General features: G+C 62.2%; 14 protein-coding genes. 4 read left to right on the top strand and 10 right to left on the bottom strand.

All coding sequences use genetic code 11. The annotated features are described in order from the left end of the window. Positions 1-5: 5 nt before the first annotated feature. A complete protein-coding gene (locus EDF21_RS16030; protein WP_123572075.1) occupies positions 6-956 on the bottom strand; it encodes a hypothetical protein in 951 nt (316 codons plus the stop codon). A gap of 146 nt (positions 957-1,102) precedes the next feature. Here EDF21_RS16030 and EDF21_RS16025 point away from each other — a divergent pair, with 146 nt between their 5' ends. Both EDF21_RS16025 and EDF21_RS16020 read left to right on the top strand, forming a co-directional pair. After that, a complete protein-coding gene (locus EDF21_RS16025) occupies positions 1,103-1,441 on the top strand; it encodes an Lsr2 family protein (RefSeq protein ID WP_123572074.1) in 339 nt (112 codons plus the stop codon). Between the two features lie 3 nt (positions 1,442-1,444). Beyond that, positions 1,445-1,942, top strand: coding sequence for a CarD family transcriptional regulator (locus tag EDF21_RS16020; RefSeq protein ID WP_123572073.1), 498 nt, complete (start codon positions 1,445-1,447; stop codon positions 1,940-1,942). Positions 1,943-2,073: 131 nt separating this feature from the next. On the opposite strand, the gene EDF21_RS16015 is transcribed toward EDF21_RS16020, so the two are convergent. The 9 genes from EDF21_RS16015 to EDF21_RS15985 all read right to left on the bottom strand — a co-directional run bounded on the left by EDF21_RS16015 (position 2,074) and on the right by EDF21_RS15985 (position 11,429). Beyond that, on the bottom strand, positions 2,074-2,673 hold the full coding sequence (locus tag EDF21_RS16015) for a recombinase family protein (RefSeq protein WP_123572072.1): 600 nt from the start codon (positions 2,671-2,673) through the stop codon (positions 2,074-2,076). A gap of 270 nt (positions 2,674-2,943) precedes the next feature. Next, positions 2,944-3,186, bottom strand: coding sequence for a hypothetical protein (locus EDF21_RS16565; protein ID WP_148053735.1), 243 nt, complete (start codon positions 3,184-3,186; stop codon positions 2,944-2,946). Positions 3,187-3,208: 22 nt separating this feature from the next. Then, the gene (locus EDF21_RS16010; RefSeq protein ID WP_158612944.1) at positions 3,209-6,340 is read right to left on the bottom strand and encodes an RHS repeat-associated core domain-containing protein; all 3,132 of its coding nucleotides are present in this window, start codon (positions 6,338-6,340) and stop codon (positions 3,209-3,211) included. Between the two features lie 633 nt (positions 6,341-6,973). After that, a complete protein-coding gene (locus EDF21_RS16560; protein WP_148053734.1) occupies positions 6,974-7,294 on the bottom strand; it encodes a hypothetical protein in 321 nt (106 codons plus the stop codon). Continuing rightward, entirely contained in the window at positions 7,291-8,061 is a 771-nt protein-coding gene (locus EDF21_RS16005; RefSeq protein WP_123572087.1) for a ParA family protein, read from the bottom strand. The genes EDF21_RS16560 and EDF21_RS16005 overlap by 4 nt, the downstream gene beginning before the upstream one ends. A gap of 284 nt (positions 8,062-8,345) precedes the next feature. After that, positions 8,346-9,113 (bottom strand): hypothetical protein, encoded by a 768-nt coding sequence (locus EDF21_RS16555; protein WP_148053733.1) that lies wholly within the window; start codon positions 9,111-9,113, stop codon positions 8,346-8,348. 449 nt (positions 9,114-9,562) lie between these two features. Beyond that, entirely contained in the window at positions 9,563-9,796 is a 234-nt protein-coding gene (locus EDF21_RS15995) for a hypothetical protein (protein WP_148053732.1), read from the bottom strand. Positions 9,797-9,897: 101 nt separating this feature from the next. After that, complete coding sequence (locus EDF21_RS15990) at positions 9,898-10,695, bottom strand: hypothetical protein (protein ID WP_123572068.1); 798 nt, start codon at positions 10,693-10,695, stop codon at positions 9,898-9,900. Then, complete coding sequence (locus EDF21_RS15985) at positions 10,695-11,429, bottom strand: hypothetical protein (RefSeq protein ID WP_123572067.1); 735 nt, start codon at positions 11,427-11,429, stop codon at positions 10,695-10,697. The genes EDF21_RS15990 and EDF21_RS15985 overlap by 1 nt, the downstream gene beginning before the upstream one ends. Positions 11,430-11,741: 312 nt before the next feature. Here EDF21_RS15985 and EDF21_RS15980 point away from each other — a divergent pair, with 312 nt between their 5' ends. Next, positions 11,742-12,809, top strand: coding sequence for a hypothetical protein (locus tag EDF21_RS15980; RefSeq protein ID WP_123572066.1), 1,068 nt, complete (start codon positions 11,742-11,744; stop codon positions 12,807-12,809). Between the two features lie 11 nt (positions 12,810-12,820). Next, positions 12,821-13,153 (top strand): hypothetical protein, encoded by a 333-nt coding sequence (locus EDF21_RS15975; protein WP_054146493.1) that lies wholly within the window; start codon positions 12,821-12,823, stop codon positions 13,151-13,153. Positions 13,154-13,166 lie beyond the last annotated feature (13 nt).

Below are 13,166 nucleotides of genomic sequence, written 5' to 3'. Positions count from 1 at the left end.
CAAGGTTATTTGAGCACTCGATCTAGGTAGTGGTCCAGTTGCGAGTCACTCAGGGGAACAAATGCGCTTTGGCTTTCGGCGCGGTAACCGCCGAGCACGTCGGTGCCGTCTTTCTCGAAGATTCGAACGGTTTGGTCTTTGCTTGTCTTTCGCCCCCGCTTATAAGCAGGCATTTGCCGAAGTGCCTTCTTCGTGAACCGGGGGCGGTCAACGGCCCGATTACGGCGAAGGACTTTGACGGTGTCCTCCCACTTGATGTAGTCGAGGAGGGGTACTCCGTAGTACTGCCCGTACGTCATTTGCAGCTTGAAATTGACGAAAGCCTTAGGCACCAGGAGAAGGGGCTTGTTGTGAGCTTCGGGAAGGGTCAAGGTTTTTGGCTTCCACCTGCCTTGTGCACTGTCCCAGTAGTGGGTTGTCAGGGTAGTTGTGGACCGAACGGTCGTGAACTCGGAGTGTTTGACCATCATGTCGGCCGTGAACTGTTCAAGGGTTTCGAGGATGATTCTGGCCGTGAGGTCGGAAGTGACATCCCGGTCGATGCCATCGACGAACAACGGGACATCCTCGATGTACTTCAGGGTCGCAATCGCGTGCTGGCAGAGCGGGTTGCTGAAGAGTTCGTCCCAGATACGGGTGCCGAGTTCTTTAGCGGCTCCATGACCGTCTGTTCCCGTGCGTGACAGCCCCAAGCGTGTCCCACCGAGCTCAGTGAAGTACTGAAGAGCTTCCTCGCCCGCCTGGTGGTCATGAGAGCTTGTGGAGCGAAGTTTGGTCAGGGTGTTGTCGAAGAATCCAGTGAGAGCGGCGTCTGCTTTCAGGCCATAAGGGTCGCCGCTTCTGGCGGCAACTCGAATGGCGCTGGGATCAAGAAAGAGGCGGTTGTCACGCTCCTTATGAACGTCGAGAAATTCGACAGGGCCGGTGATTCCGAAGTCATTCGTGAGGCGCGTCATGGAACTCCCTTGCTGACAAAGCGAGAAGTGCTCGGTCCTTCTGATTCGGAGCTGCCACGCTAAGCGATGGGTCTATTCCAAGCGACTAAACTCTGGACAATTGCCCTGACGGTGCAATCTTTCACAACTACTTCAAGGAGAGCGTCATGGCGCAGAAAACTCTTGTCCAACTTGTTGACGATCTCGACGGCACCGCTCTTACTAGCGGTGAGGGAAAGACTGTCACTTTCGCCGTCGACGGAGTTTCGTACGAAATCGATCTCAGCCGGGCACACGTCGACGAGCTGACCGCGGCCCTCGCGCCGTACGTCGCTGCTGGTCGAAAGATCGGTGGGCGGAAAGGCGCGGCCCGCACATCGTCGGCGAAGTCAGACCCGGTGGAGCTGCAGAAGATTCGCGACTGGGCCGGCAAGAACGGACACACCGTCTCGAGCCGCGGCCGGATCTCCGCTGCGGTGCGTGACGCCTACAACGCGGCCCAGTAACTCGTGCCTGCAAGCTACGAGGTGGGGACGACGCTGGTCTATCCTCACCACGGTGCCGTCACGATCACGGGCCTCACCACCCGGGTCATCAAGGGCACCCCGACGAAGTACATGACCCTCCGGGTTCACAGCAGCGACCTGATCATCCAGGCAGCGATCGACAAAGCAGCTGACCTTGGCGTGCGGGACGTCATCGACCAGGCCGGCGTCGAGAAGGTCTATGCCCTCCTCCAGGCCGGCGAGGTCGAGGAGGCTTCTAACTGGTCGCGGCGGTTCAAGGACAACCAAGCAAAAATGATCAGCGGAGACGTCTACAAAGTCGCTGAAGTAGTCCGGGATGTCTGGCGGCGGGAGCAAGACAAGGGCATCTCTGCGGGCGAGAAAAGCATGCTCTCTCGTGCCCGGCAGATCCTGGTCTCAGAGCTCGTCCTTGCCCAGAGCACTACGACCGACGACGCCGAAACCAGGCTCCTCGATGCCTTGCAAGCACCCACCCTGTAAGAGCGCATTACGCTCGGCTGCCCGATGGGGCGTGGTTGCGATGCGACTGCGAGCGTCACCTTGTGTTCCCGTCCGCCCTCCCCGGTCTGGTCGAAATCAGGCGTCCCCCGCCTTGAACGGCGTGGGACGCCTCACTTCCCCACCGCACCTTCCGTAAGGCCCCGAGCAAGCGCCCGGTACAGGGTCGTCCGGTCAATCTGTAGATCGCGGGCCACCTTGGCCTTCGGCACTCCCGACTCGATCAGCCGGCGCGCGTCCGCCAGCTGCTCGGCGGTGAGCTTCTGGGCGCGGCCCTTGTACTTCCCGGCAGCCTGCGCCAACCGGATGCCCTCCCGCTGCCGCTCCCGGATCAAAGTTCGCTCGAACTCCGCGAACGCACCCAACAGGTTCAGCATCAGCCGGCCGATCGCATCGTCCGTGTCCCGGCTGTAGGTCTGCTGCTCTTTCACAAACACCACCGAGGCACCCTTGCCCGTGATCTCATCCACAATCTCCCGCAAGTCCGTCAGCGACCGAGCAAGGCGGTCCATGGAGGCAACCTTCACGACGTCACCTTCTCGGACGTACCGGATGCACTCCAGCAGAGCCAGCCGGTCGGCACGGGACCCGCCAGAGACCTTCTCCTCGAACACCCGATCAACGTCTCCGATGGTCTCGAGTTGCCGGCCAAGGTTCTGATCGAGCGAACTCACCCGGACGTACGCGACAACCTGCGTTTTGTGCTGCACCATCCTTAGACCCTGACACACACCCGTCGCGAAAGGGCCAAGAAGGACCTCAACGCCACGCGTGTCTAGTGACACGAGCTATGTGGTGCTGGGGTATACCCGAAAACCGCACCTAGGCGTGGTTCGAGGGGGAAGCGTTTTAGGGATGAGCCAGTCTCAGACGAAGGCTCTTCTAAAGACTAAATCCGATTACAGAGAGGGCTCCTCCTCACGGAGAAGCCCTCTCTGCGTCTATCTCTAAACCGCTGGGTGGCGGTTCATGTCTTTCGTGACCTACGAGGAAGTCAAGGGGGCCACGATGGCTACCGATATTGCGACAAGTCCAACAAGGATGAAGAGGATGCCCGCAAAGCGGATTGGCCTGAGACTGCCGAAGAGGGCATTCGCACCCTGGTTGCCCATGAAGGTTGACCCGCTACCCCGAAGAACTTCTTGAATTTTCTTCGGAAACCGGAGAATGAGAATGCCAGCAACCAGAATCACTGCACCAATGAGTGCGGCAGGCCAGAAAATCATGACTCATTCTCCATCCACGCGGCTACCAGACCCATGTGCGAGATGTATTCACAGAGCACCCTGCCCCCACACCCCCAAGGACACCAGCCCCATAGCTCTGAGATCCTGATGTTCCTATGGAACCGGTCCCGTAGCCGCCAACGTAGTAAGCCGCTCCACAGGTAACTGACGATTCGACTCCGCTCGAAAGCGAACCACTAACGCCACCCAAATTTGCGGACAGGTCTGCACGCGGGCCAATCCCAACACCCACGGAACCTGCCCACTTGTTTGACCACGGGTCGTAGTTGATACTTCCGGACAGGCAAACGACGGCGCAGGCTTCGACACCCAGCGTTCCGTAGCCCAGGCCCGAGGGATCGGCGCCACTAGTCGGGTTTCCTGCACCGTACGCGTAAGGGTTTGCTTCTTGGCCGCTGGGGTCAAACTGGGTGAATCGCCCAAGTCCCGAGTCGTAATACCGCGCTCCCAGGCGATACATTGCCACGCTTGAATCGTAGTAGCTACCGATATACCGGATAGTGTTTTTCGTCACAGTCGTATTTGACGTCGCGCTCCGTAGCTCACCGTAGGGTGAATACGAATACCCCCCAATAAATGAGCCAGTCGCGCTGAACAAACCGGTGATGGATCCTAGAGCATCACCCACGAAGTACGAGCGACTTGCGCCTTCTCTCGAGGAGACAGGACCGCCATCATTGGTCCGGGTGAATGCTACGACCGTTCCTGCGGAAACTTCACTCATGAGGCCGAGGCTGGCATCTGTGTAGGTCGTATTGGAAGTGGAACGCGACTGGGTCATCGTGTTTCCCTCGCCAAAGGCGCTGTAGCTTGACGTTCCGATGGAGGTAGCTGCCAAACGTGAGTTATAGGTAGCGGCCTGCCCGTTGGCACCATTGACCTTTTGGTTGCCGGCCCCATCGTATTGATAAGTGGCAGTGGCGCCTGTCGAACTGGTGAGCTGATTTGCCGTGTTGTACGTGTACGACGTCGTGCCGGCCGGAGTACCGGTGGAGCCAGCTCGGGTCTGAGCAGTGCGGTTTCCCGCCTTGTCGTATGCGTATACCCATGACGCTGTGGTCGTCGTACCTGATTTTTCTACTGCGGACGTTAGGCGCTTGAGAGAGTCGTAGCCATACGACGTGATTGCGCCAGCCGTAATTCCGACTTCTTTATATGAGATACGTGTTTGGACATTCGTGCGGTCACTGCTTTTGCCAGACCCGCCACCAGCGGAGTACGTGTAGCCAATGTCCGATACGACTGCGCCACTTGCATCCTTGGCCGTGATTCTCGTAGCCCGTCCTGACAAGTCAACGACCATAGCCATAGACGCTCCGCCGGGAAAGGTCCGTTTGGTCTCGGCACCGTTTTTGTCGTATTCGAACTTTACGCACCCGCTTGAGGCCGCGGGGGTTGCGGTGGTGCAGGTTCCTCCAGGTTCGGTGAGTTGGGTGAGCTGGTTGGCGGCGTCGTAGGTGTAGCTGACCTTGCCCTGGGCGTCGGTGTAGCTGAGGACGTTGCCGACCTTGTCGTACGTGTACGACTGCGTCGTACTCGCAGCAGGACCCGTCACGCGCAGCAGCCGGGCGAGGCCGTCGTAGAAGGATTCCTTGGTTCCGGTGGTGCTGTCGCGCTGGAAGTGGACGGTGCCGTTTTGGTAGTACTCGGCGTTGAACGTGGCTCCGCCGGCGAACGTGGTTTGGAGGACGTCGTCGCGTTGGCTGTAGGTGTACGAGGTGGCGTCACCGTTGCCGTCGGTGACCTTCGTCACTCGGCCGAGGGAGTCGTACTCGTAGACCGTCTTGCCCATGGGCGCCGGCGGCGTCACCGAGAGCAGGTTGCCCGAGGTGTCGTAGGCGTAGGAGGTCACTCCCCCGATGCCGTTCTTCGACGAGCAGATCTGACCCTCGAACCCGCCACAGACGCTGCGGTTGGTCTTCTCGTACGTGTAGGACTCTGTGACCGCGCCAGTCCCACCGGAGGTGGTGTCGGTCGTGCTGGTGACGTTGCCCGCGGTGTCGTATTCGAAGGACTTTCCGTTCCCGGCGTCATCCTTCGAGCACTTCGGCAGGTTCGGGTTGCCCGACCCTGCCCCGGGGCACGAGGTGCCCTGCGAGTACGTCGCCGACGCGGCAGCGCCGGTCGGGTAGCTGACGCCGGTGGCGTTGTTCTGCTGGTCGTAGCTGTACGTCGTCACGTTCCCCGGCGTTGAACCTGAGCCCAGGGCGTCAGTGGTCGTCGCCACGTTGTTGTTCGTTGTGTACGACGTCGACTGCGATCGGCCAAGGGCGTCCTTGACGGCGGTGACCTTGCCACTGGAATCGATCGTGTGCTCGGTGACGTTCCCGCGCCCGTCGGTGATCTTCGTCAGCCCCGACGTGTACGTGTAGGTCGTCTTGGACAGTTCTGTGCCGGGAGTGCTGGCCAGGGCGGAGCTGATCGAGGTGACTTTGTGGGAGGTGTCGTAGCCGAAGGTGAAGACCAGGTCGCCCTGGTCGGTGCCGGTCATCTTCGCCGTCGCGACACGGCCGGAGGCGTCGTAGGTGTACTCCTCGAAGTTGCTACCGGGTTTTGTCACCCGAGACAGCTGACCTTGAGCGTTGCGGTCGTACTGGATTGTCCGCCCGGCTCCGTCGACGATCGTGGCGATGTGGTTGTCGGTCGCGGAAGCCCAGTTGATCAGGTACTGGCGCCCCGAGGCGGTCAGGATGCTGTTGATGCGTCCGTCGGTGCCGTACGTGTAGGAAGACCCGACGTTGTTGCGGTCGGTGTCTTTGGTGATGTACCCACTGGTCGAGAACGAGATCTTCTCGCCGGAAGAGTTGTACTGCAGCGTGTACCGCTGATCGGTCGAGGACGCGTTCTCCGTCAGGGTCGCGTTGAACCCGTTCGGGGCCTTCCAGGTGGTGCCGCTCTTGGTGAAGGTCGCGGTGAACCCCGTGGGGCCACGGAACTTCGCCTCGGTCGAGGTCACGTCCAGGCCGATGTCGACCTGGCTGAGGGACGACGACCAGCCAGCCCCGTAGGAGCCGTCCGAGGTCGAGAGGCCGTTGTAGAAGCGGTCGTTCCGAAGAGCGATGCCGGCACCGTTCAAGACGCCGTCGTTTCCGGTGAGCAGCAGGTTGCCGTTGCCGAGGTTGACCTGGGCCACGGTGTCCAGGCTGAGCTCGGTCTGGTCGAACCCGAAGTAAGGCAGCGACCCGAGGCCCGGGGCGCCAACGGTGGCCGCGGCGACACGCGCATTGGAAGACGATGCTCGGGCCGAGGACGCGGGGGCGTCCCAGTCGCTGGTGGGCGGGTTCGTGGCGGGGATGAGTGCGCCGTTGGCTGATGCCGGAGGGGTCCAGGCCTGGTTCCAGGCATCTGGTGCGGCCGCGGCCGCGGGAACGGCAACGAGTGCCGATCCGAGAACGGCCGCCACAGCGACGGCCGAAATGAACGATCTAGTGCCCAAGGGTGCTCCAATGCGCCGGGTCCAAGGAGCCTGTGATCGAGGCTCCGAGATGACTTCACCAGACAGGCCGGTCGAGCACATCCCTGGGCACGGGTGAATCGAAGACACTTTCGGGTGAACCAGTACGTCCACCCCCACAGGGGGTACACCACAGTCACCCATCAGCTACTTACTCGCCATGCAGCCGGCTTCCGACACACAGTCGACAAACCCCCACGCGGGCCGCCTTAGCGAGACGGGTGCTGTACCAGTGGACGACCGCCTATCGGGCTCCGTGTCTGCCGACTCCTGAATGTATTCCGACTTGCGAGCTCTTACGGAGCGGAGGCGCTAGCTGGTCATCTTGTAACGGGCCCGGACCGCATCCTCGATGACTCCGCGGATTGTGCCTTCGCCCTTGCCTGAAGCGACGGCGTTGTCGATGAGTTCTACGACGTCAGGAGCAAGCCTGGTACTGAACGGAATGGTGGCTTCACGCCGCGGTCGTCCGCGGCGAGGCACTGTGGCCGGAACGGGCGTGGGGAAGCTACTGGCGACGGTTTCTGGAGTTGCTTGCCGGTAGTCGACAGGGTCGACGCGCTCGTCAGGCGCGGGCTTTGGCCGGCGCCGGCCCCTGAGGTCGGCGGGACGGTCCAGCTGCTGGTCGCTCATCGAATCACCTGCTTCACGATTGCTTTATACGCGTCCAAGACGGGCGCACCCTTTCGGTAGTTGCCATACCACTCCCCCGTCAAGCGCACCTCTTGGACAATCGCGCGCTCGGGCACCAACGGGACGAGAAGCATGCCTGTTTCTCTCAGCTCGTCGATGCTGGCAACAGCGGGCCTGGACATAATCGTCTCGCGGACACCACCGACCACGACACCGGCCTCACGCAGGCTTACGGGAGCATTAATGCGCTCTCGACTATGCCGAAACTGCTGCACAGTGCGTCGAGCACCGGTCACGCCATCGACGCCGTCACTGCTGGCCGTTGCCGCGTACACAACAGTATCGGCTGCGTTTAGTGCGGAGAGGGTCAAAGGCCCTCCTTGACGGTTGGGGCAATCGATGACGACGAGATCAGCGGTGATCCCCTCGAGAGACGTCTTTAAGCGGAGCTCCGCGTGGTCGGCTCGGTCTGCTTCGCGATTAGACACCGAGCGAGCCGAAGGCACGACACGAAGGTTTGGCGACCACGTAGTTGCTACAGCTAGATCCTCAGCCCAGCCAACAGGGTCGTCGTCACCGAGGATCGCCCCAACATGGAGACCATCGGCGGAAGGTTCTACGTCGAGCCACTTAGTTGACGCAGCTCGAGGATCAAGATCAACGAGAACAGTGCGCCGGCCCTCTTGAGCCGCGATCGTTGCGATCGAAACGGCCGTCGTGGTCTTCGATACACCACCCGACTCGCTATAGACCATAAGTATCTGCATGCAAGCAAGCATGACAGAAGGCTTGAAAGATTACAATCCTTCCTTCTTGCTGACTTGCAAGCTTTCTTTCCAGCAAGAATTCACTAACCAAGCAAGGACCGCAGCAAACGAAAACCGCTGAGGGGATGTGTCGAGTCGGTGGGTGCTGCGGTCGCGTTCTGCGAGGCGCATGAGGTCGATCTGCCGGCTGCGACCGCCGGTGACGACCTTTTTGGTGGTGTGGCCCGACCAGTGCAGCCGTGGGCGCTGGCCACGGTCGTCGACGGCACTTGAGAGAGCACAACTCACGACCGGAAGCCGTACCAGCGGGCGTGGAGAGCTGCGAGCTTCATCCTGACGACCAGGTACGCCTCGGGGTCGTTGACGTCACCGGCGTTCTTGGGCATCTGGCCCATGCTCTCGTCGATCGCCTGCCATATGGCGATGAGATCGCCGTAGGAGAACCGGTCAGCGTCGAAGCCGGATCGGTGCACGATTCGCTGCACGCGGAGCGTGGAGAGGTCGTCGGGCAGCCACGGGAGGCTGCTCACGAGTCGGGCGGCGAGGCGTTGCAGGGGCAGTGATCGTGGTTGGTCGGCCCCAGGAACGAATTTCGCTGGCTTTTGTCGTGGCTGTGCCCGCGAAGCGGGCTCCGAGTGCGGCTTGCCGCTCCTTGGATTGGATTTAACTAGGTAGGTCGACGGGTTAAACCGTGAAGCTACAGCTAGGTGCTCATTAAGAGCAGAATCGTGAATTTCCGGCATCGTCAGTCCGCGCACGGACGCTGCCCGGCGCTGGTCGCCGCCGTGCAGGGCTGTGGCTGCCAGCCGCTCGAGGCGGTCGAGGTAGCGGCCAGGCTCCACGGTCGCAAGGCATCCCAGGGCTTCCATGAGGGCCCGGGCGCGGCGGGCAGTGATCTTGCTCATGCCGACCATGCGGGCGAGGGTGTCGTGGCTGGTGGTGATGCCTCGACCGTCATGGGTGGCCATAGATGCCTCGGCCTCGGCGAAGGCCATGAACGTGGAGAGTTTGATCGAGATCCTGCGACGGTGCGCATCACCGGCGGGCGTCATGACGACGGCTAAAAGACGGTTCAACCACGCCTCGCGCGACGTTGGCAGACACAGGCCCTGATAGGCGGTCTCCAGGACTGACAGGGAAAACGAGCCCCCAGGGCGCGAGGGCACCACTCCGGGGCGCCGAGATGGACGTGCGGGCCCTGCTGAGTGACGACCCGACCGACGGGCGCCGCCGCTGCCGGCGCCATGTAGCCGACGCACTCCAATATCGCGAGGGCTCGACGCTGCGGATGCATCAGAAGTGGGGGAGTTTCGGGACTGGATGAGCCCAGGATCAGGGGTTACTATGGCTTCATTCCTTCCAGGTGCACTGGATAGGTACGACGAAGCGCCGGCCTGCAAGCCGGTTTTTCATCTGGAAGCTCGAATCCTGGTCAGTCGCCAAACTTCAACAGGTTCGAGCCAAGAGCTTTAGGCCCCCGCGAAAGCGGGGGCCTTCCTCGTTAAGCCGGTTCGATAGGCAACTCCTCGGCCTTTTCGGTGTTCCACCAGGCCGGCAGTCCGCGGTCATCGAGAGTGTTGTTCGTGTGAACGATCAGCGCATCGATGAACTCGCTAGGTGATTTGTGGGCGCGTTGCGCGATCACCTTGACTGCCTCGCGGTTCTCGGCCTCGACGCGCCACCCGGGGGTGACGGCTGACTTCATCGATCCGCGCGGGCGTCGGGTGGGGGTCATGCGTGCAAGTTAAGCATCTGCACATAGTTAAGTTGGTTCGACACGCGCGGCGGCGCGCCGAATCAGCGACGTCTTGGCCGCGTTGCATCGTTCGCGTCGACTCAGTCTTGCCAGGGGTCCATCTGCCGGGCGGTGTCCCGTTCCAACATGTTCACGAAGCTCAGGACACCATTCGAGCGGCGCGCGACGCGAGCGGCTACGCGGATGAAGGCAAGCCCAACCACGACGAAGAAGAACGTCAGCAGGGGCAAGATTTGGACGAGGTCGTAGCTCGCCGGGTAGAAGAACGTCACGGGTGAGAGCAGGAATCGAATCGGAACGAGCCCAAATCCGATAAGCATCAGCACGCGTCCCCGCTTGTCCGTACGCGCGCCTCGGAGCTGTTGTGGACTCGGGCCGAAGTCGGTTCGCCCGACGGACCGAGCGACACCGACGAGGAGCAGGACCGAGAGGTACGTGAAGTACGCCATCGCAGTAGCCGTGTAGAGAGCAACGGCAGGCTGATCTATGGCGACAGCCAGCATGGGCGAGGAGGGCTCGACGCCTGCAATGACGAAAAGCACGATGAGTGCCAGGGACGCTATTGCGAAGACGATTCTGCCCGGGCGGCCCGAAATAAGGTTGACCAAGCGGGGGCTATCGAGTCCTTTGGCAGTCTGATCGCCGAGGATCAGAACGGCCGTGAACAGGATGATCTTGGTCACTGGGTCGATGGTGTTTTGGCCAGGCACGATCCGGTCGAGAAAGCCGTAGACAGCGGGGGTGACCATCAGGAACGCAGCGATGGCCAGGAGGCCGGCAACAAGGATGGGTCGGCCACGTCCCCTCGTCACCGCCGGAACCCGGAACGCGGTGAATAGCGCTGCAACCAGCAGCACGGCGGCGGTAATAATCGTCATCAGCCGAGGGTGTCCCTGAACTTCTGCATCTTTGCTCTTTCTTGTGTGGCCTGCGTCAAAATGCGCGATGCATGCCGGGATCGCTGAGTGAGGTGGTCGACGAGCTCGAGCTCAGTAAGAGCCGCGAGGGCTTGTTTACGCGCGTCGTGTGGCCAGCCACCCTCGGTGGGGTGAATGAATCCGGTGACGACGAGTCCGCTTGTCGATGAGACACCAGCCAGGTCGGCGGCCAGGACCGCGAGGTCAGGCCGCAGCTTGTTGTCGGTGAGGGATGCGGACAAATTCTGGGCGCCCATGCCTGAGGCCTCGGACACGCGGCGGCGGAGGTCGTCGTGATGATCGATCGCGTAGAACCACGACCGCACTCCGTCGAGAGTGGGTAGGGGCGGCTCGGGGTAGCGATCTCGGGCACCGACCATCGTTCCGCCTAGGCGCTGGACGACCTCGACCGCTGTGTCGATGTAGGTCGTCTGGCTTAGAACTTCGGTCATGGTCGGTGGCTTCATCCGGTCAGCTAGGCCCTCGTATATGGCAAACGAAGACAGGGCGCGGACAGGGCTAACTCCCGCTGCTCGTGCCGCCAAGACGATGGTCTGGTCACTTACGCGTCCGCGCACGAATTGCGCTTGAACCGTGGGCCGAGAGACACCCATGGCGCGGGCGAGAGCCGCCACTGAGGACGGCAGATCGACCGTCTCGGCCCACCGCTTGAAGTCGCGGGCGTCAACGGCCATGCGGTGCGCCAGAAGCCATGGATGTATTCAACCTCACTGGCCCTGAGGCACCCCCCGAAAAGGGTGTCAAATAGTGATGCGACGGGATAGTCTTGGCGCACGAATATGCGTCTGCACTCAAAAGTGTGACGCACAGGACGAGGGGCGAGAGCCCGTGAAGAGGGGTGCATAGTGACGAGTTCAGAACGAGACGTGTTCGGCGGGGCGGCACGAGCTGCGAACTACGTCGAGGAGGACACACAAGGGCCACCGGCATCTCGAAAGAGGCCGGCGCCCGCGGAGACCCTCGATGGGTTGCCCGTTCTTCCGCCGATGCCCGGACGAGTCGACGCCTTTGCCGAGAATGCGGGGGCACCAGAAGCATCAGACGCCCGGGAGATCGCGCCTGCCCCAGCAGCGGTCGTGGAGGCGCCAGCCCGATCCGACTCCACTTCGATCTTGTTTGGCGGCGCACCGGCCATTCCGGCTGAATCGCCGGCGGCCAAGCCGACGTCGGGGTGGCAGGGATTCCTCGCCGCGCTCGGCCTGTCGACGAAGCCCAACGCTCAGGAAGTGGCGCGCCGCGAGCACGCGGAGCGTCAGGCCCGGTTCGAGGAGGAAGTCAGGCGCGCCGTGTGGACACGCGCCGTCTCGGTTCTCGTCGCGAACCGCAAGGGCGGCGTGGGGAAGACTCCCGCGTCGGTGTTGCTCTCGGGAACCATGGCCGCGATCAAGGGCGGCTCGGTCGCCGTCATCGATACGGCCGATGACTCGGGCGCGCTGCGCCTCCGGGCCGAGGGCACACCGCGCCTTGGCATGGGGGAGCTGGTGCGCGACGTCGCGCAGATCAAGACGGCCGGGCAGCTCAAGGGCTACACCGCCCCGCAGACGTCGTTTGCTGACGTCATCGGCTCCGCGCCCGAGCGGCCACGCCTGAGCGGCGAGGACGTCGTCAACGTCTCGAAGGTCGTCGACGAGTTCTACAGCATCCGCGTCATGGACTCCGGCAACGTCTACCGTGCCGAGGCCTTCCAGGGGGCCGTGTCCGTGACGGACGTGCTCGTGATCCCGATCACGAACGCCGGTGACGCCGTGATCGACGCGCTCGAGCTGCTTCGCCAGCTCCGAGCTGCCGGCGGCGCCCCGAAGCGCCTCGCCGACACGGCAGTCATCCTCCGCATGCACGACGGTCGCCCCGAGAGCCCCGTCGTGGGCGAGGAAGTCGAACGGCTCCTGCGAGACGCAGGCATGAACACTCTGCTCGACATCCCCTATGACGCTCACATCGCAGAGCGCGGCGAGATCACTCTCGGCAAGCTCCAGCCCGTGACCCGCGAGGCGTTCGTCGCCGCCGCGGCGGCGGTCGTCCGCACCCTGCAAGACAACGTCTCGAACGACTGAAAGGTCACACCATGAACGACTTGATCCTCACCGCGGCCACCCGCGTCCCGCTCGCGATCCAGAACCCGCTGAACGGCATCATCCCCGACTTTTCCTTCGGTGGCGCCGAGTTCACGCAGCTCTGGCAGAAGATCATCGCCGCCGTCTGGGCGGTCGGAATTCTCATCGCGATCGTCTACGTCATCATCGGCATCGTCGAAATGGCGGGAGCTTCCGGCGACACCAACCCGAACCCGGCACAGCACTCCGTCGGTCGAAAAAAGGCCATGTGGGCCCTGATCGCCCTTGGCGGCCTCGCGGCCCTCGCGCTGATCGTCGGCGCTGTCCTGACCTTCGCCGGCTAAGTCACCTCTCGAC

It is taken from the genome of Frigoribacterium sp. PhB118 (assembly GCF_003751725.1).
Lineage (GTDB): Bacteria > Actinomycetota > Actinomycetes > Actinomycetales > Microbacteriaceae > Frigoribacterium.
The sequence above is the reverse complement of the archived record's forward strand: the minus strand, read 5'-3'. Positions and strand labels throughout refer to the sequence as shown.